This is a genomic window from Pseudomonas sp. GM_Psu_1 (assembly GCF_026544185.1).
Classification (GTDB): domain Bacteria; phylum Pseudomonadota; class Gammaproteobacteria; order Pseudomonadales; family Pseudomonadaceae; genus Chryseomonas; species Chryseomonas oryzihabitans.
This window is the reverse complement of sequence record NZ_JALNUX010000006.1, coordinates 125,233-145,013: the sequence shown is the minus strand read 5'-3', so window position 1 is coordinate 145,013 and position 19,781 is coordinate 125,233. Positions and strand designations below refer to the sequence as shown.

The window sequence follows — 19,781 nt, the reverse complement described above, 5'->3', positions numbered from 1 at the left end:
AGACGCAGAAAGCGCCCTGGCACGGCCTCCGCAGCGCCCTACCCGCCTCTCGCTGCACCAGAAAGCAGCCCTGTCACCGCATGGCGCCCAAGAAAAAGCCGACCGGCTCAGCGCCGGTCGGCTCTTGTCCAGCCGTCGGGTATTAGACGCCCAGGTAGTCGAGGATACCCTCGGCGGCGTTGCGACCTTCGAAGATGGCGGTCACCACCAGGTCGGAGCCGCGCACCATGTCGCCACCGGCAAAGATCTTCGGGTTGCTGGTCTGGTGCTTGAACTCGTGCAGCCCCGGCGCGACCACGCGGCCCTGGCTGTCGAGGTCGATGCCGAATTGCTCGAACCAGGGCGCCGGGCTCGGCCGGAAACCGAAGGCGATGACCACCGCATCGGCCGGCAGGATCTCTTCGGAACCGGGGATCGGCTCGGGACTGCGACGACCGCGGGCATCGGGCTCGCCCAGACGGGTCTCCACCACCTTGACGCCTTCCACCCGGTCTTCGCCGATGATGGCGATGGGCTGGCGGTTGAAGAGGAACTTCACGCCCTCTTCCTTGGCGTTCTTCACTTCCTTGCGCGAGCCCGGCATGTTGGCGGCGTCGCGGCGGTAGGCGCAGGTCACGCTCTTGGCGCCCTGGCGAATGGAGGTGCGGTTGCAGTCCATGGCGGTGTCACCACCCCCCAGGACCACCACGCGCTTGCCCTTCATGTCGACGAAGTCGGCCGCATCCTTTTCGAAGCCCAGGTTGCGATTGACGTTGGCCACCAGAAAATCCAGGGCATCGTGCACGCCGGGCAGGTCTTCGCCGGGGAAGCCGCCCTTCATGTAGGTGTAGGTGCCCATGCCCAGGAAGACCGCATCGAATTCCTCGAGCAGTTGGTCCATGGTCACGTCCTTGCCCACCTCGGTGTTGAGGCGGAATTCCACGCCCATCCCGCCGAAGACCTCGCGACGGCGGCTGAGCACGGTCTTTTCCAGCTTGAACTCGGGAATGCCGAAGGTCAGCAGACCGCCGATCTCGGGGTGCTTGTCGAACACCACCGGGGTCACGCCATTGCGCACCAGGATGTCGGCACAACCCAGGCCGGCCGGACCGGCACCGATGACGGCGACGCGCTTGCCGGTCGGCTTGACCTTGGACATGTCCGGGCGCCAGCCCATGGCGAAGGCGGTGTCGGTGATGTACTTCTCCACCGAACCGATGGTCACCGCGCCGAAGCCGTCGTTGAGGGTACAGGCACCCTCGCAGAGGCGATCCTGCGGGCAGACCCGGCCACAGACCTCGGGCAGGGTGTTGGTCTGGTGCGACAGCTCCGCCGCCGCCAGGATGTTGCCTTCGGATACCAGCTTGAGCCAGTTGGGAATGAAGTTGTGCACCGGGCACTTCCATTCGCAATAGGGGTTGCCGCAACCCAGGCAGCGGTGCGCCTGCTCGGCAGCCTGCTGCGGCTTGAAGGGATCGTGGATCTCGACGAATTCCTTCTTGCGCTGGCGCAGCAGCTTCTTCTTCGGATCCTTGCGACCGACCTCGATGAACTGGAAGTCGTTGTTCAGACGTTCAGCCATTTCCAAACCTCTTGAAGCGACGCCCTTTTCTGCCGGGCGCCACGAGCTATCACGGTGAAACCGGCGCCCTGGGGAGCCGGCATCGAAGTCGTTATTCCGGACGGGCGCGGGTGCTGACCAGCAGCGACGCCAGGCTTGCGGCCTTGGGCTTCACCAGCCAGAACTTGCGCAGGTAGTCGTCCAGGTTTTCATGGAGATGGCTGCCCCAGGCACTGCCGGTCTCGCGCACGTATTCGGCCAGCACCCCTTCCAGGTGGCTGCGATAGGCTTCCATGGCTTCGCTGTTGATGCGCTGGATTTCCACCAGCTCGTGGTTGACCCGGTCATAGAAGCCGTTATCCAGGTCCAGCACATAGGCGAAGCCGCCGGTCATGCCCGAGCCGAAGTTGTAGCCGGTCTTGCCCAGGACGCAGACGAAGCCGCCGGTCATGTATTCGCAGCAGTGGTCGCCGGTGCCTTCCACCACGGTGTGGGCCCCGGAGTTGCGCACCCCGAAGCGCTCACCGGCGGTGCCGGCGGCGAACAGCTTGCCACCGGTGGCGCCATAGAGGCAGGTGTTGCCGATGATGGCCGATTCCTGGCTCTTGAAGCCCGCGCCCTGCGGCGGGGTGATGACCAGCTTGCCGCCGGTCATGCCCTTGCCCACGTAGTCGTTGGCGTCGCCTTCCAGATACAGATGCAGGCCGCCGGCGTTCCAGACGCCGAAGCTCTGGCCGGCGGTGCCCTTGAAGCGGAAGGTCAGCGGCGCCTTGACCATGCCCTGGTTGCCGTGGCGTCGGGCGATCTCGCCGGAGACCCGGGCGCCGATGGAGCGGTCGCAGTTGCCGATGCTCAGGCTGAACTCACCGCCTTCGAGCTTTTCGATCCCTGGCAGCGACAGACGCACCATTTCCTCGGCCAGCAGACCCTGGTCGAACGGCGGGTTCTTTTCCACCTGGCAGTATTGCGGCTTCTCGGCCGGAATGTGATCGCTTCCCAGCAGCGGGGTGAGATCCAGGTGCTGCTGCTTGGCGGTCTCGCCCGGCAGGATTTCCAGCAGGTCGGTACGGCCGATCAGCTCGCCCAGGCTGCGCACGCCCAGCCTGGCCAGCCACTCGCGGGTTTCCTCGGCGATGAAGGTGAAGAAATTCATCACCATCTCCACCGTGCCGATGAAGTGTTCCTTGCGCAGCCGGTCGTTCTGGGTGGCGACGCCGGTAGCGCAGTTGTTCAGGTGGCAGATACGCAGGTACTTGCAGCCCAGAGCGATCATCGGCGCGGTGCCGAAGCCGAAGCTCTCGGCGCCGAGGATGGCCGCCTTGATCACGTCCAGACCGGTCTTCAGGCCGCCGTCGGTCTGCACCCGCACCTTGCCGCGCAGGTCGTTGCCCCTCAGGGTCTGGTGCGCCTCGGCCAGGCCCAGCTCCCAGGGCGAGCCGGCGTACTTGATGGAGGTCACCGGCGAAGCGCCGGTACCGCCGTCGTAGCCGGAGATGGTGATAAGGTCGGCATAGGCCTTGGCCACACCGGCGGCCACCGTACCCACCCCGGGCTCGGACACCAGCTTGACCGACACCAGCGCCTTGGGGTTGACCTGCTTGAGGTCGAAGATCAGCTGCGACAGGTCTTCGATGGAATAGATGTCGTGGTGCGGCGGCGGCGAGATCAGGGTCACGCCGGGCACCGCATAGCGCAGCTTGGCGATCAGGCCGTTGACCTTGCCGCCCGGCAGCTGGCCGCCCTCGCCCGGCTTGGCGCCCTGCGCCACCTTGATCTGCAAGACCTCGGCGTTGACCAGGTACTCGGGGGTGACGCCGAAGCGGCCGGTGGCCACCTGCTTGATCTTGGAGCTCTTGATGGTGCCGTAGCGCGCCGGATCCTCGCCACCCTCGCCGGAGTTGGAGCGCCCGCCCAGGCGGTTCATGGCCTCGGCCAGGGCCTCGTGGGCCTCCGGCGACAGGGCGCCCAGGGAGATGCCGGCGGCGTCGAAGCGGGTGAAGATGTTGGCCAGCGGCTCGACCTCTTCCAGGGCCAGGGGCTGGTCGCTGGTCTTGACCTTGAGCAGGTCGCGGATCATGGCGACCGGACGCTGGTCCACCAGCGCGGTGTATTCGCGGAACTTGGCGTAGTCGCCCTGTTGCACGGCGGCCTGCAACAGATTGACCACGTCCGGGTTGTAGGCGTGGTACTCGCCGCCATAGACGAACTTGAGCAGGCCACCCGGATGGATCGGCTTGCGGTTGTTCCAGGCTTCGCCGGCCAGCAGCTTCTGCTCGGCTTCCAGGTCGACGAAGCGCGCACCCTTGATGCGGCTGGTGACGCCGGGGAAGCAGAGGTCGGTGACCTCGTCCGCCAGGCCCACGGCCTCGAACAGCTGGGCGCCGCGATAGGAGGCGACGGTGGAGATGCCCATCTTGGAGATCACCTTGAGCAGGCCCTTGGTGATGCCCTTGCGGTAGTACTTGAACACCTCGTAGAGATCGCCCAGCACCTCGCCGGTGCGGATCAGATCGCCCAGCACCTCGTAGGCCAGGAACGGATAGACCGCGGTCGCACCAAAGCCCAGCAGCACGGCGAAGTGGTGCGGATCGCGGGCGGTTGCGGTCTCCACCAGGATGTTGCTGCTGGTGCGCAGGCCCAGGTTGACCAGGTGGTGGTGCACGGCGCCGGTGGCCAGCACCGCGTGTACCGGCAGCTTGCCCGGCTCGATGTGGCGGTCGGTCAGCACCAGCAATACCTTGCCGGCGCGCACGGCCTCCTCGGCCTGCTCGACGATGTTGCGCAGCGCCGCCTCGAGGCCCATGGACTCGGGGTAGTTGAGGTCGATCTTGACATGCTCGAAGCCGGGCTTGGGCATGTTGAGAATGGTCCGCCACTTGGCCGGCGAGACCACCGGGCTGCTCAGGATGGCGCGATCGGCGTGCTCGGCGGTTTCCTCGAAGACGTTGCGCTCGGCGCCCAGGCAGGTCTCCAGGGACATGACGATGGACTCGCGCAGCGGGTCGATCGGCGGGTTGGTGACCTGGGCGAATTGCTGGCGGAAATAGTCGTAGGGCGAACGGATGCGCCGCGACAGCACCGCCATCGGGGTATCGTCGCCCATCGAGCCCACGGCTTCCTGGCCCTGCTCGCCCAGCGGGCGCAAGACCTGGTCACGCTCCTCGAAGGTGACCTGGAACATCTTCATGTACTGGCGCAGCTGATCCTGGTCGTAGAAGGCCGAACCGTGATCGTTGTCGTCCAGGGTCGCCTGGATACGCATGGCGTTCTTGCGCAGCCACTGCTTGTAGGGATGGCGCGCCTTGAGGCGATTGTCGATGTCGTCGGTCTGCAGCACCTCGCCGGTCTCGGTGTCCACGGCAAGGATCTGGCCCGGGCCGACCCGGCCCTTGGCGATGACGTCGTCGGGCTGGTAGTTCCAGACGCCGACTTCCGAAGCCAGGGTGATGTAGCCGTTCTTGGTGGTCACCCAGCGCGCCGGGCGCAGGCCGTTGCGGTCGAGCAGGCAGACCGCGTAGCGGCCTTCGGTCAGCACCACGCCGGCCGGACCGTCCCAAGGCTCCATGTGCATGGAGTTGAATTCATAGAATGCACGCAGATCGGCGTCCATGGTCTCGACGTTCTGCCAGGCCGGCGGAATGATCATGCGCACGGCGCGGAACAGGTCCATGCCGCCGGTCACCAGCAGCTCCAGCATGTTGTCCATGCTGGAGGAATCGGAGCCGACGCGGTTGACCAGCGGACCGAGCTGGTCGAGGTGGGGGATCAGTTCGTTGACGAACTTGGTCCGCCGCGCCTGGGCCCAGTTGCGGTTGCCGGTGATGGTATTAATCTCGCCGTTGTGGGCGAGGTAGCGGAAGGGCTGCGCCAGCGGCCACTTCGGCAGGGTGTTGGTGGAAAAGCGCTGGTGGAACACACAGATGGCGGTCGTCAGGCGCGGATCGCCGAGGTCCGGATAGAAGGCGGCGAGATCCGCCGGCATCATCAGGCCCTTGTAGACGATGACCCGCGACGACAGGCTGCAGATGTAGTGCTCGGCGTCCTCGGCATTGCGCACCGAGGAGCGGCGGCGCGCGGAGAACAACTTGACCCCGAACTGCTGGTCGTCGAGACCCGGACCGGCGACGAATACCTGCTCGATGCGCGGCAGGCGGGCCAGGGCCAGTTCGCCCAGCACCGAGGTGTCGATGGGCACCTTGCGCCAGCCGACCAGGGTCAGGCCGGCGGCCTCGATCTCCAGGTTCATGTTGGCGCGGGCCTGTTCGGCGCGGGCCTCGTCCTGGTTGAAGAACACCACGCCCGCGGCGTACTGCTCGGGCAACTCGGCGCCGAATTGCTCCTGGGCGATGGCGCGCAGGAAGGCGTCCGGCTTCTGCATGAGCAGACCGCAACCGTCACCGGTCTTGCCGTCCGCGTTGATACCGCCCCGGTGGGTCATGCAGGTCAGGGCTTCGATGGCCGTTTCCAGCAGGTCGTGGCTGGGCTCGCCCTGCATATGGGCGATCAGGCCGAAGCCGCAGTTGTCCTTGAAGCTATCGGGATTGAACAGGCCTGCTTTCATAGCGCTCTCACCGGCAATCAGGTTATTGCGAAGGCATCACAAAACGGTCCGCTTATTTGAACTTTTTTCGGACAGTCAAAGGCTGACCAGTGTAGCGAAAAAATCGCTTACGACAAACACTGATGACACCTGATGAAAATTCGATGACGCAAAACAGAAAGCCCCGGCGTCACTCTCGTGATAGCGCCGGGGCTTTCTTTTCGTGCCAGGCAAGAATCAGCGACTGGTGGCGATGTCCTGCTGGATGCTGGCGAAGGTCCGCGGCCAGGGCTTGCTGGCCTGTACCTTGGCCGGCAGCTGCTTGACCGCCGCCTCCGCCGCCGCCCGATTGGCGAAGTTGCCGTAGGTCACCACATAGAGCGCCTTGCCCTGGTAGCTCTTCTTGAAATAACGGAAGTTGCCACTGTCGGCCTGGGCGGCGATGAAGTCCTGCGCCGCCTTCTCGGTGCTGGTGCCCACCACCTGCAAGGCGTACTTGCTGCCCGCCTGACTGCCGTACCAGCCCGCCGCAGCGCCACCGGTGTGCGCAGGGGCGGCAGCCGGGGCCGGCTTGGCCGGTGCCGGCGCGGGGGTCGGCGCAGGTGCGGTATGCCGGGGCGCCGGAGCGGCCACTGCCGGCGCGCTGGGCGCCGGCGTGCGTGCCGGCGTCCGGCTGGGCAGTTCGTCCTCGTCACTGATGGGCGGGGCGTCGGTGGTCACGGTGGGCGGTACGCCACCCGCACCCATGTCGTTGCCGGCAGCGGTACCAGCCTGACGCCCACCAGCCGCTTCCGCCAGGGGTTCGCGGATGACCGGCTGCGACTCGCCCACCAGCGGCAGGGGTAGCGGCTTGGAAGAGCCATCGAACTGGATGGGCGCCCCCTGGGCGTCCTTGCCGGCGGACGCGGTGTTCTGGCCGCCCATGGGCAGGTCCTGCCCGGCCGTGCCGGTCGCCTGGGTTTCGCTCTTGCCGCCCTTGAGCGACAGCGCCGCAGCGCCGACTGCCAGCACCACCACCCCGAGAATGACCAGATGCTTGCGCGGCAGCGCCGCCAGCAGATTGCGCGAGCCCTTCGCCGGAGCGGCGGCCTTCTTGCGCCGGGCAGTCATGCCGGCCACCAGGACATCCCGGGCTTCTTCGTTGAGCCGACCGGGCCAGCCACCGGAGCGCTGGTGAATGGTCGCGAGTTGCTCGTCGGTAAAGATCTCCAGCCCCTGACCGGCACCTTCCAGGCGCTGGGCGAGATACTCCTCGGCCTCGCTTTCGCTGTAGGGCAGCAATTCGATGGCGTGATAGCGCTCTTCGCCCTGGGCGATGTCCTCCAGGCGCATCACCACTTCCGCCTCGCCGAACAGGAAGACGTGCAGACGCTCCTTTTCGCCGCCACCGGCCAGTTCCAGCAGGGCTTCCAGGGCGGGGGTGGCCAGCGCCTCGGCGTCATCCACCAGGATGTAGACCTCCTGCCCCGCCAGGCGCACTTCCGCCGCCTGCGCGAGAATGGCCGCCGGCGTCTGGCTGTCGGCGCCCACGCCCTTGGCGACCTGGGCCAGCACGGTACGGGCGTCGCCGCCGTTCTGCGCGGAAATCACCACGCAGTGCACGGCTTCCTTCTTGGTGCTGGCCGCCAGCGCCTGGCGCAGCAGCGTCTTGCCGCTGCCCTCGGGACCGCTGACCACCAGCAACAACTGGCTGTAGCGGGCCAGGTGATGCAACTGACCCAGCACCGGCTTGCGCTGCGCCGGAAAGAATTTGAAACCGGGAACGCGGGCGGCGAACGGGTCGTGAGTGAACTGATAGTGACCGAGGAAGGCTTCGTCGGCGTGCAGATTGGACATGGGACTCTCTTGTTCTCCTTACTGGGCGGTCAGCGCTTGGTAATCGGTACGCAGCGTCTGCTCGAGAATGTCGCGGGCGAAGTCGGCGGTCACCACGGCCTGGCCCAGGTCACTGAGCAGTACCAGCCGGAGTTGTCCATCCAGGACCTTCTTGTCCACCGCCATGAGGCGTTCGAAATCGGCCGGCTGCATGTCGGCCGGCGGTACCACGGGAAGCCCGGCCCGGACCAGCAGGCGCAGGGCGCGGTCGCGCTGGGCGGCCGTGAGCCAGCCCAGCAGCAGGGACATCTGCAGCGCCATGACCATGCCGGCGGAAACCGCTTCGCCGTGCAGCCAGACGCCATAGCCCTGGTGGGTCTCGATGGCGTGGCCGAAGGTATGCCCCAGGTTGAGGATCGCCCGCAGGCCCGACTCGCGCTCGTCGCTGCCGACCACCTGGGCCTTGGCCGCGCAGGAGCGCTCGATGGCTTCGGTGAGTGCCTGCTGGTCCAGCGCCAAGAGCGCCTCGACATGCTCCTCGAGCCAGCCGAGGAAGGGCTCGTCGCAGATCAGGCCGTACTTGATGACCTCGGCCAGACCCGCCGACAGCTCCCGCGCCGGCAGGGTCGCCAGGCTGGCGGTGTCGATGACCACGGCCTTGGGCTGGTAGAAGGCGCCGATCATGTTCTTGCCCAGCGGGTGGTTGATGCCGGTCTTGCCGCCCACCGAGGAATCGACCTGGGACAGCAGCGTGGTCGGCACCTGGATGAAGTCCACCCCGCGCTGATAGCAGGCCGCGGCGAACCCGCCCATGTCGCCGACCACCCCGCCACCGAGGGCGATGAGGGTGGTCTTGCGATCATGGCGATCCTGCAGCAGACCGTCGAAGATCAGCTGCAGCGTTTCCCAGTTCTTGTGCGCCTCGCCATCGGGCAGCACGATCGAGCTGACCTGGCGATCGCCCAGGGTGCGCAGCAGGCGCTCCAGATAGAGCGGCGCGATGGTTTCGTTGGTGACGATCGCCACCTTGCGCCCGGCGAGATGGGGCAGGAAGCATTCCGGCTGATCCAGAAGGCCCTGGCCGATGTAGATCGGGTAGCTGCGCTCACCGAGCTCGACGTGAAGAGTCCGCATGCCGTCACCTTGATTCAAAGGGCGCCTAGCATAGCGCAGAACGCCTGCGGCTTTAATGCGGTGCCAGGGCTTTCAGACGGTCGAGTATCTGCAGCACGACCAGCCGGGGCGGCCGCTCGTCGGTCTCGATGATGATGTCGGCGATTTCGCGGTACAGCGGATCGCGCATGGCCATGAGAGTGCGCAGCACCGCCGCGGGATCGGCGGTCTGCAGGAGCGGGCGATTGCGATCGCGGGAGGTGCGCTCGATCTGCTGCTCGATGGAGGCATGCAGATAGATGACCCGCCCACCGCGCTTGAGCGCCTGGCGATTGTCCTCACGCAGCACGGCGCCACCGCCGGTGGCCATCACCAGGCCGTTTTCCGCGCACAGCTCGGCGATCGCCGAGCGTTCGCGCTCGCGAAAGCCCTGCTCGCCTTCCACATCGAAGATCCAGGGGATGTCGGCACCGGTACGTTCTTCGATTACCTTGTCGGAATCCTTGAACGGCAGCCGCAATTCCTTCGCCAGGAGCCGGCCGATGGTGCTCTTGCCCGAGCCCATCGGTCCTACGAGAAACAGATTACGCACTTATGTCATCGACCAACCGCTATCGCCTGGTTGTTCATGATACGCGGCGTGAGGAAGATCAGCAGCTCGACTTTGCTGTCGGTGACCGAATCCCGGCGGAACAGTCGGCCGACATAGGGAATGTCGCCCAGCATCGGCACCTTGGTGGTGGACTTGGTCTGGGTGTTGGAGAACACCCCGCCCAGTACGATGGTCTCGCCATCGCTCACCAGTACCTTGGCATTGACCTCGTTCTTGCTGATCGGCGGCACGCCGTTGAGGGCGTTCTGGTAGTCAGGGGCATCCTTGTTGACCTTGACCTCCATGATGATGCGGTTGTCCGGGGTGATCTGCGGCGTGACCTCCAGCGACAGGGCGGCCTGCTTGAAGCTGGTGCTGGTGGCACCGCTGGAACTGGCCTCCTGGTAGGGGATCTCGGTACCGCGCAGGATCTTGGCGGTCTCCTTGTCCGAGGTCACCACCTTGGGCTGGGAGATGATCTCGCCATTGCCGCTGGACTGCAGGGCGGACAGCTGCAGGTCGAGCATCTGGCCACCGGCCATGAAGCCGATGCCGATACCCGAGGTGCTGCCGGAAACGCCCATGTCAACGAAGGGCGTGGGCGCCACGCCACTGGCGGAGGTGAAGCTGCCGACCCTGCTGCTCCCCGGCAGGTAGACCTGACCGGTGGTGCTGTCCACGGTCGTCGCGCCGTCCTTGCCATAGACCGAGAAATTGCCGTGGCTGCTATTACCGCCCCAGCGCACGCCCAGCTGCTTGCTGTAGTCGACGTTGGCCTCTACCAGCCGCGCCTCGATCATCACCTGGCGGACCGGGATGTCCAGCTGGGAGACGATGCGCCGGAGTTCGTCCAGACGATTCTGCGTCTGGTAGGCGATGATGCTGTTGGTGCGCTCGTCCACCGAGATGGAACCACGCTCGTCGGCGGTCTTGTCGGCACTGGTCACCGACTGGAACAGCTTGGCGATGTCGGCGGCCTTGGCGTAGTTGACCTGGATCAGGTCACGACGCAAGGGGGCCAGTTGCTGGATCTGCTTCTGGGACTCCAGCTCCTGACGTTCGCGGGCGGCGATCTCGTCGGCCGGGGCCACCAGCAGCACGTTGCCGATCTGGCGCTTGTCGAGGCCCTTGGTCTTGAGGATCAGATCCAGCGCCTGGTCCCAGGGCACGTTCTGCAGGCGCAGGGTGATGTTGCCCTGCACGGTGTCGCTCGCCACCAGGTTGAGATTGGTGAAGTCGGCGATCAGCTGCAGCACCGAGCGGACATCGATGTCCTGGAAGTTCAGCGACAGCTTCTCGCCGGTATAGGTGAAGCGATCGGCTGCGCGCTTTTCCTTTTCCTCGGTGGTGAGCGGCTTGACGCTCAGGGTCAGACGGTTGTTGGTCTGGTAGGCCAGGTAGTCGTAGGTACCGGTCGGCTCGATGACGATGGACGCCCCGCCGCTGTCAGCGGAGGCGTTGACGAACTGCACCGGGGTGGCGAAATCCTTGACGTCCAGCCGTACCCGCAGCTCTTCAGGCAGCTGGGTACCGGCAAAGGTCAGGCGAATCTTGCCGCCCTGCTCCTGGATGTCCGGATTGATGCCGGTCTCGCTCAGGTCGATGACCACGTTGCCCTCGCCCTGGGGCCCACGCTGGAAATCGATATGGCGGATCGCCTTGCCGCGCAATTGCGGCCGCGGCGCGGTCATGGCCGCCACGGTAGAGGTGGCCTGGGTCGGCGGCAGCGGCGTGCGGGCGATCGCGCCGGGCAAGGGAGCGGACGACGGCGCGGTCACGGTGGTCGGCGCAGCGGCGCGCGGCAGGTTGGGCGTTAGGTTGGCCTGGGCGCTGGCCGTCTGGCGACCGGCGGTGCCCCCGATGGTGACGAACAGGTTGCGACCGTCGGCCCGGGTGTCGTAGCTGGCCAGATTGGTGAGGTTGATGATCAGGCGGGTGCGGTTGCCTGCCTCGACCACCGTCACGCTGCGGGCATTGCCATTGCCCAGCTCACGGCTCTTGGTACCGAGCTTGTTGGCGACGCCGGGCAGGTCCAGGGCGATGCGCGCCGGCTGCTCGATGGTGTAGCCCTTGGGCACCGGCACCGGCTGATCGAAGGTCAGCTTGAGTTCGATGCGATCCCCGGGCAGGGAGGCGACGTTCAAGGCCTGCAGATCGGCCGCCAGAGCCTGACCGGCCAGGCTGCTCAGCAGCAGGGCCAGGCCCAGCCCCAGTCGTCCCGCGATAGTAGTGTTCACAGTGCTCGCCCTGCCCATTTAAGTCTTTTCCTTCAAGGTGATGGTGCGCGGCCGTTCCAGCCAGCCACCCTCGCCATCCGGGACGATTTCGATCACGTCGATCTCGCCATCGGTAATCTTGGTGATGCGTCCGTCATTGCGACCCAGGTAGTCGCCCACCTTGACGCGATGCACGCCCCCGGCGCCGTTGACCAGCGCATAGCGGCCACTGGCATTGGCCAGGATGCCGACCATGCTGAAGGTCTCGATGTTGAAGCCTTCGAGAAACTGCTTGGGCCGATTCACGTCCGGCTTGATGTTGCCGGTTCCACGCTGGCGCACCGTGGGATCGATGCGTACCGGTGCCTGGAAGGGACTGCGCAGGGCCGAAGCTGCATAGGTGAAGGGTTCGTAGGCGCGAAACTGCGGCAGCGGCTCGATGGAACCACGCGGCTTGGCGCGGGTTTCGTCCATGAAGGCCTGCAGATCGCTGGTATCGCTGGAACCGCAGCCGACCAGCACGCCGGTCAGCAGGCATAACAACAGGGGCGTCCTCATTTGCCGAGCCCCTTGTCGTTGTAGCGATAGGTCTTGGCCAGGACATTCATGCGCAACTTGCCGCCGCCTCCAGAGACCGTGCCGCCGCCATTGGCGTTTCTGTCGTCCACCGGCTTGAGGTCGAAGTCGTGCAGGGTGACGATGCGCGGCAGGCTGGACACGCTGCTGACGAAAGTCGCCAAGTCATGATAGCTGCCCACCACGGTGATCTGGATCGGCAACTCGACATAGAACTGCTGGGTGACCTCGGGCAGCAGCTTGATCTGCTCGAACTCCAGGCCACTGCCAAGACCGGTGCGGGTGATGTCTTCCAGCAGCGCCGGCACCTCGGTATCGCCGGGCAGTTGCCGCAGCAGGGCACCGAAGGACTCCTCCATCTCCACCATCTGCTGCTTGTAGGCATCCAGATTGGCCGCCTGGAAGGCCTTGCTGGCGTATTGCTGCTTGAGGGTCTCTTCCTGGTTGCGCTGGCTGTCCAGCTGGGCCTGCATGTCGCTGAGGTGGAATTGATAACCGAGCAGCAGCACCACCAGCACGATCAGCAGGCAGGCGATGACCTTGACCGGCTTGGGCCAGGAACCGAGGTTCTCCAGGCTGAGCTCGTTGATGTCGACCTTGCGCAGGCTGGCCAGGGAATCGGCGAGACTCATGGTTTGCCTCCCTGGGCGAGCGGGGCCGGCGCAGCGGGAGCGCCGGGCTGGGTCTGCTTGACGGTGAGCTGGAAGGTATTGGCCTGGTCCACCGCACCCGCGGTGGTGGCCTTCACCTCGATCAGCGTAGGCGAGGCGAACCAGTCCGAGGCATCCAGGTTACGCATCAGGTTGGAGACCCGGTTGTTGGATTCCGCCTCGCCGCTGATCGACAGGGTGTCACCCTGCATCTTCAGCTCGCGGAAATACACGCCGTCCGGCAGCGTCCGCACCAGTTGATCGAATACGTGACCGATGACCGGGCGGTTGCCCTGCAGGTCCTGGATGATCTTCATCCGCGCCAGCAGTTGCTGACGACGGGTCTTGAGTTCGCTGATCTCCTTGATGCGCACGTCCAGCTGAGCGATGTTCTGCTGGATGAAGGCATTGCGCGCCTCCTGGCGGGCGATCTCGCCGGACAGGTACTGGTCGCCGAGAAACACGGCGCCACAGGAGAGCACGAAGATGCCACCCAGGATCACCAGGAACTGCTTACGCCTTTCTTCGCGCAGCTGCTCCCGCCAGGGCAAGAGGTTGATGCGGGCCATCTAGTCGAAACTCCTCATGGCCAGGCCGCAGGCGATCATCAGCGCCGGGGCGTCACCCGCCAGGGCCGCCGCGTTGACCTTGTTGCTGACGGTCATGTCGGCGAAGGGATTGGCCAGGACCGTGGGGGTGCCGATTTTCTGCTGGATCAAACGGTCGAGTCCGGAAATTGACGCGGTTCCTCCAGCAAGCAAGATGTAGTCCACATCATTGTATTGCCCGGCGGCGAAAAAGAACTGCAGCGAACGCGCCACCTGTTGCACCACCGCCTCGCGGAAGGGCGTCAGCACCTCGCTCTGGTAGTCGTCCGGCAGCCCGCCCTGCTTCTTGGCCAGACCGGCCTCTTCCACCGACAGGCCATAGCGACGCTGGATCTCTTCGGTGAGCTGGCGACCGCCAAACAGCTGTTCGCGGGTGTAGATGGTCTTGCCGTTGTGCAGCACGCTCAGGGTGGTCATGGTGGCGCCGATGTCGACCACCGCCACGGTCAGGTCGTCGACGTGGCCACCGAGCTGATTGGCCAGCAACTGGTAGGCGCGCTCCAGGGCATAGGCCTCGACGTCGACCACCTTGGCCGAGACGCCGGCCAGCGCCAGGGCCGCTTCGCGGACCTCGACGTTTTCCTTCCGGCAGGCGGCCAGCAGCACCTCGACGCGCTCGGCGTTGCGCGGCGACGGCCCCTGCACCTCGAAATCGATGGCGACCTCGTCCAGCGGATAGGGAATGTACTGGTCGGCTTCCAGCTTGATCTGGTTTTCCAGCTCGTCGTCGGTCAGACCGGCGTCCATCTCGATGGTCTTGGCGATCACCGCCGAGCCCGAGACGGCCACGGCGGCGCTGCGCGCGGAGGTGCGCGCCTTGACCAGCACCCGGCCGATGGCCAGGCCCACGCCTTCGAGTTCGGCGATGTTCTTCTCGACCACGGCATTGGCCGGCAGGGGTTCGACCGCATAGGCCTCCACCCGATAGCGCCCGCCTGCACGGCTCAACTCGATGAGTTTCACGGATGTCGAACTGACGTCGATACCCAGCAGCGTATTCGCCTTCTTTCTGAATAGCCCTAGCACATCAGTTCCCTATGAGCGACGGTGGTCTTCCGCGGACGGGCATTAGATAACAGACTTGACACCCGAGCAAATAGCGGCCAACCGCCAAACGCGCCTATAATGGCGACGCCGTGTAGGCTGACCCTCACCTGTCGCCCTTTCCTTCTTTCCATTCGAAAAGTCTCTTGATGCGTGTTCTGAAATTTTTCTGGTGGTCGTTGGTCGCCCTGGTCTGCAGCCTTTTGCTGGGTCTCAGCGGTGCCTTCCTCTACCTCAGCCCCAGCCTGCCCTCCATCGACGCCCTGCGAAACGTGCAACTGCAGATCCCTCTGCGGGTGTACAGCGCGGACGGCAAACTCATCGCCGAATTCGGTGAAATGCGCCGCTCGCCGCTGCGGTTCAACGAGATACCTCCCGATTTCATCCATGCCCTGCTCTCCGCCGAGGATGACAACTTCGCCAATCACTATGGCGTGGATGTGAAAAGCCTGGCGCGAGCGGTGAGCCAGCTGGTCAAGACCGGACACATCCAGACCGGCGGCAGCACCATCACCATGCAGGTCGCCAAGAACTACTTCCTGACCAGCGAACGCAGCTTCTCGCGCAAATTCACCGAGATCCTCCTGGCGCTGCAAATCGAGCGCCAACTGACCAAGGACGAGATCCTCGAGCTCTACGTCAACAAGATCTACCTGGGCAACCGCGCCTACGGCATCGAGGCCGCCGCCCAGGTCTACTATGGCAAATCCATCAAGGACCTGACCGTTGCCCAGATGGCGATGATCGCCGGTCTGCCCAAGGCGCCGTCGCGTTACAACCCGGTCGCTAATCCTGAGCGTAGCCTGGAAAGACGCAATTGGATTCTCGAACGCATGTTCAAGCTCGGTTATATCGATCAGGCGGCCTACCAGGCCGGCATCGCCGAGCCGCTCGAGGCCTATCACCACGTCGCCATTCCCGAGCTCAACGCCCCCTACATCGCCGAGATGGCGCGGGCGGAAATGGTCGGCCGCTATGGCGGTGACGCCTATACCGATGGCTACCAGGTCTATACCACCATCGACAGCCGGCTGCAGACGGACGCCTTCGAGGCCGTGCGCGACGGCCTGACCGACTACGACCGCCGCCATGGCTACCGCGGGCCCGAGGCCCAGTGGCCCAACCGCAGCCGGGCCGAGTGGACCGCACTGATCCAGAAGCAGCGCATCGTCGGCGGCCAGGATCCGGCCATCGTCACCCAGGTGGAAAAGAGCAGCATCCTGGTCCTGACCCGCGAGGGCAAGGAAGAGGCAGTCTCCTGGGATTCGATGAAGTGGGCCCGCCCCTACCTCAGCGCCAACAGCCTGGGACCGCGGCCGAACGGTCCGGCCGACGTGGTCAAGGTCGGCGACCTGATCCGGGTGCAGCGCCAGGACGATGGCAGCCTGAAGTTCTCGCAGATCCCCAAGGCGCAGAGCGCCCTGGTCTCCCTCGACCCCCAGGATGGCGCCATCCGCGCCCTGATCGGCGGTTTCTCCTTCGAGCAGAGCAACTACAACCGCGCGACCCAGGCCCGCCGCCAGCCCGGCTCCAGCTTCAAGCCGTTCATCTATAGCGCGGCCCTGGAAAAGGGCTTCACCGCCGCCAGCCTGGTCAACGATGCGCCCATCGTCTTCATGGACGAGAATCCCGACGAAGCCTGGCGACCAAAGAACGACAACAACACCTTCCTCGGCCCCATCCGCCTGCGCGAGGCGCTGTATCGCTCGCGCAACCTGGTGTCCATCCGGGTGCTGCAGGCCATCGGCATCGACTATGCGCTGGACTACGTCAGTCGCTTCGGCTTCGAGCGCGACCAGTTGCCGCGCAACCTGTCCCTCGCTCTCGGCACTCCGGGCCTGACGCCGCTGGAAGTCGCCACCGGCTGGTCGGTGTTCGCCAACGAGGGTTACAAGGTGACCCCCTACGTGGTCGATCACGTGACCGATCGCGACGGCAAGGTGGTCTATCGCACTGCCGCGCCGCGGGTGCCCCAGCAGGTGCAGGCCAAGGCCGCACCGGGCGTCGAGGTCACGCCGGCGGCCGACACCGCCGCGGCCGATCCGGCCAATCCGCCGCCGGTGTTCGCGCCCCAGGTCATCGACCCGCGCAATGCCTTCATCATGAACAGCATGCTGCAGGACGTGATCAAGCGCGGCACCGGGCGCAAGGCGCTGGAACTGGGTCGCAACGACCTGGCCGGCAAGACCGGTACCACCAACGAATCCAAGGACACCTGGTTCTCCGGCTACAACGGCGACTACGTGACCACGGTCTGGGCCGGCTTCGATCAGCCCGAGACCCTGGGTCGCCAGGAATTCGGTGGCACCGTGGCCCTGCCGATCTGGATGAGCTACATGGGCGCGGCGCTCAAGGACAAGCCGCCGCATCAGCTCAAGGAACCGGAAGGCATCGTTTCCATCCGCGTCGATCCGACCACCGGTCGCGCCGCGCCGCCCGGCACGCCCAACGCCTACTTCGAGCTGTTCAAGAGCGAGGACACCCCGCCGAGCCTGGACGAGCTGCCGCCTGGCATGGCGCCCGGCACGCCGCTGCCCTCCAGCGAAACCGTGCCCATGGACATCTTCTGATCTCCAGCCAATAAAAAACCCCGCCGCGGCGGGGTTTTTTATTGCTTCGGGCCTTACTTGGCGAAGACGTCATCCACCGACTTCAGCGGATAGTTCGCCGGATAGGGCAGCGTGGCCACGCCGGTCTCGATGGCGGCCTTGGCCACGGCATCGGATACCAGGGTGATCAGGCGCGCATCCATCGGCTTGGGAATGATGTACTCGCGGCCGAAGCTCAGGCTGTCGACCTTGTAGGCTTCGCAGACTTCCTTGGGCACCGGCAGCTTGGCCAGGTCACGCAGGGCCAGGGCGGCGGCGATCTTCATCTCTTCGTTGATGACCCGGGCGCGGACGTCCAGGGCACCGCGGAAGATGAAGGGGAAGCCGAGGACGTTGTTGACCTGGTTCGGGTAGTCGGAACGACCGGTGGCCATGATCACGTCGTCGCGGGTGGCGTGGGCCAGCTCGGGGGTGATTTCCGGATCCGGGTTGGAGCAGGCGAAGACGATGGGGTTGGCCGCCATGCGCTTGAGGCCTTCGGCCGACAGCAGATTCGGGCCGGACAGACCGACGAAGACGTCGGCACCCTCGAGGGCATCGTCCAGGGTGCGCTTGCTGGTCTCGGTGGCGAAGGCCGCCTTGTACTGGTTCAGGTCGTTGCGGCCGCTGTGGACCACGCCCTGACGGTCGATCATGTAGATGTTCTCGACCTTGGCGCCCATGCTGGCCAGGAGGCGCATGCAGGAGATGGCGGCGGCACCGGCACCCAGGCAGACGATCTTGGCGTCTTCCAGGCGCTTGCCGGCGATTTCCAGGGCGTTGAGCATGCCGGCGGCGGTGACGATGGCGGTGCCGTGCTGGTCATCGTGGAACACCGGGATGTCGCACTGCTCGATCAGGGCGCGCTCGATCTCGAAGCACTCGGGCGCCTTGATGTCTTCCAGGTTGATGCCACCGAAGGTGATGGAGATGCGCTTGACGGTGTCGATGAAGGCCTGGGGGCTCTCGGCGTCCACCTCGATGTCGAAGACGTCCACACCGGCGAAGCGCTTGAACAGCACACCCTTGCCTTCCATCACCGGCTTGGAGGCCAGCGGGCCGAGGTTGCCCAGGCCGAGGATGGCGGTACCGTCGGAGATCACGGCGACCAGGTTGCCCTTGCCGGTGTAGCGGTAGGCCAGTTCGGGATCGCGACCGATCTCGCGGACCGGTTCGGCGACGCCGGGGCTGTAGGCCAGGGACAGGTCGCGGGCGGTCGCGGTGGGCTTGGTCAGCTCGACGCTGAGTTTGCCGGGGCGCGGCTGGGCGTGGTATTCGAGGGCAGCGGTTTTGAGATCAGACATTATTGGTATATCCGCGTGGTGTGGGTCTTGGGTCGGGCGAGAATACGCAAAGACTCAAGGTGCCACAAGCAATCGGCCATATGCCTGAAATCAATCGCAATACGACTTTCGGCTAAAACGATTCAACCTGCAAACCCAGCATGTGCGGATCGCTCAAGGTCATCTGCCAGCGGGCGCGCCCCGCTTCCTGGCGCCGGCTGCGATCGGAAATCCAGCCCCGCGCCTCGAGCTGGCGGCCGATCCATTGATGCAGCGGCACGCCGTCGAAGGCCTCGACGAAGCGCTCGGGGACATTGACCACCAGATCGCCTTCGAACTGCAGCCAGAGGCCGCCGCGATTGCGTTCGACGTCCAGCAGACGCCCCTGCACCACGGCGAAACCGCCTTCCGCGATCCGGGTGGCGGGGGTCGGCTCCTGCTTCCAGACCCCGAGACGCGCCCGGCGCGCCTGGCTTTGCGCGGCGGCCTGACAATCGGCCAGCCGGATATTGGGCGCGATGGCGACGGCATAGCCGAGACCCTCGACGATCAACCGGACTTCAAGATTGTCGCCCTCGCGATCATAGAGATGTGCCAGGGTGCGGCCGTAATGGTCGGTCGCCTCGCTACCCGGCACCAGCCGCAGGCGCTCGTCGCTGGCCTCGACCAGTTCCTGCAGGCGCCGGCGCGCCGCCTCGGCATAGGGCTGGGCGGTACCGCCGGACTTGCCCAGCTCGGGCGCATTGACGCCGATCAGCCGGACCGAGCGGCCGTCTACCAGGCGCAGGGTATCGCCATCCACCACCTGCCGGACCACCACCTCCTGGCCACCAGGCAGCAGCGGGCACGCCGCCGCCAGGGCCGCGGGCGCGCCGGTCAGGCCAGAAACGAAAAAGGCGCCCCAGAGGGACGCCTTCTTCAGTGTCGAACCATGCGGAGATGGTCGACGGCAGCGCATTACTTGCTGCTGCCGAACACGCCGAAGCGCTGCTTGAAACGGTCGATACGGCCGCCAGCGTCCAGGACCTTCTGCTTGCCGGTGTAGAACGGGTGGCATTCGGAGCAGACGTCCAGGTGAATGTTCTTGCTCAGGGTCGAGCGGGTCTTGATGACGTTGCCGCAGCTGCAGGTGGCTTCGATGGCATCGTACTGCGGATGGATATCAGCTTTCATGGGGCTATCCTCGGGGTCTAGCTGTGCCGCCACCCGGCGCCAT

Annotated in this window: 14 protein-coding genes; 1 reads left to right on the top strand and 13 read right to left on the bottom strand. The window is 65.4% G+C overall.

The features are described from left to right. Positions 1–142: 142 nt before the first annotated feature. From OXS31_RS12390 to OXS31_RS12345, 10 genes are all read right to left on the bottom strand, one after another. The gene (locus OXS31_RS12390; RefSeq protein ID WP_027598906.1) at positions 143–1,561 is read right to left on the bottom strand and encodes an FAD-dependent oxidoreductase; all 1,419 of its coding nucleotides are present in this window, start codon (positions 1,559–1,561) and stop codon (positions 143–145) included. A gap of 91 nt (positions 1,562–1,652) precedes the next feature. After that, complete coding sequence (gene gltB / locus OXS31_RS12385; RefSeq protein WP_267399238.1) at positions 1,653–6,101, bottom strand: glutamate synthase large subunit; 4,449 nt, start codon at positions 6,099–6,101, stop codon at positions 1,653–1,655. A 216-nt stretch (positions 6,102–6,317) separates the two neighbouring features. Next, positions 6,318–7,916, bottom strand: a complete 1,599-nt coding sequence (locus OXS31_RS12380) for an AAA family ATPase (RefSeq protein ID WP_267399236.1) — start codon at positions 7,914–7,916, stop codon at positions 6,318–6,320. An 18-nt stretch (positions 7,917–7,934) separates the two neighbouring features. Next, positions 7,935–9,029, bottom strand: coding sequence for a 3-dehydroquinate synthase (gene aroB / locus OXS31_RS12375; RefSeq protein WP_007161628.1), 1,095 nt, complete (start codon positions 9,027–9,029; stop codon positions 7,935–7,937). 52 nt (positions 9,030–9,081) lie between these two features. Then, on the bottom strand, positions 9,082–9,600 hold the full coding sequence (gene aroK, locus OXS31_RS12370; RefSeq protein ID WP_144956244.1) for a shikimate kinase AroK: 519 nt from the start codon (positions 9,598–9,600) through the stop codon (positions 9,082–9,084). A 5-nt stretch (positions 9,601–9,605) separates the two neighbouring features. Further along, complete coding sequence (gene pilQ / locus OXS31_RS12365) at positions 9,606–11,855, bottom strand: type IV pilus secretin PilQ (protein WP_144956247.1); 2,250 nt, start codon at positions 11,853–11,855, stop codon at positions 9,606–9,608. Continuing rightward, positions 11,856–12,374 carry a pilus assembly protein PilP gene (locus tag OXS31_RS12360; protein ID WP_027602907.1) on the bottom strand — a complete coding sequence of 173 codons (519 nt, stop codon included), beginning with the start codon at positions 12,372–12,374 and terminating at the stop codon, positions 11,856–11,858. It lies immediately after the preceding gene. After that, positions 12,371–13,024, bottom strand: a complete 654-nt coding sequence (gene pilO / locus OXS31_RS12355) for a type 4a pilus biogenesis protein PilO (RefSeq protein ID WP_027602906.1) — start codon at positions 13,022–13,024, stop codon at positions 12,371–12,373. The genes OXS31_RS12360 and pilO overlap by 4 nt, the downstream gene beginning before the upstream one ends. Continuing rightward, entirely contained in the window at positions 13,021–13,611 is a 591-nt protein-coding gene (locus OXS31_RS12350; protein WP_108582365.1) for a PilN domain-containing protein, read from the bottom strand. Before OXS31_RS12350 ends, pilO begins: the two co-directional genes overlap by 4 nt. Further along, positions 13,612–14,676: a pilus assembly protein PilM gene (locus OXS31_RS12345; protein ID WP_027598915.1), complete on the bottom strand. Its 1,065-nt coding sequence runs from the start codon at positions 14,674–14,676 to the stop codon at positions 13,612–13,614. Between the two features lie 167 nt (positions 14,677–14,843). Here OXS31_RS12345 and OXS31_RS12340 point away from each other — a divergent pair, with 167 nt between their 5' ends. Further along, positions 14,844–17,264: a penicillin-binding protein 1A gene (locus OXS31_RS12340; protein ID WP_144956250.1), complete on the top strand. Its 2,421-nt coding sequence runs from the start codon at positions 14,844–14,846 to the stop codon at positions 17,262–17,264. 53 nt (positions 17,265–17,317) lie between these two features. Here the strand turns inward: OXS31_RS12340 and OXS31_RS12335 are convergent, their stop codons facing one another. From OXS31_RS12335 to rpmE, 3 genes are all read right to left on the bottom strand, one after another. Continuing rightward, positions 17,318–18,586, bottom strand: coding sequence for a malic enzyme-like NAD(P)-binding protein (locus OXS31_RS12335; protein WP_027598917.1), 1,269 nt, complete (start codon positions 18,584–18,586; stop codon positions 17,318–17,320). A gap of 112 nt (positions 18,587–18,698) precedes the next feature. Beyond that, positions 18,699–19,523, bottom strand: a complete 825-nt coding sequence (locus tag OXS31_RS12330) for a thermonuclease family protein (RefSeq protein WP_260984966.1) — start codon at positions 19,521–19,523, stop codon at positions 18,699–18,701. Further along, positions 19,523–19,738, bottom strand: coding sequence for a 50S ribosomal protein L31 (rpmE, locus tag OXS31_RS12325; protein ID WP_007161618.1), 216 nt, complete (start codon positions 19,736–19,738; stop codon positions 19,523–19,525). The genes OXS31_RS12330 and rpmE overlap by 1 nt, the downstream gene beginning before the upstream one ends. Positions 19,739–19,781: the final 43 nt, after the last annotated feature.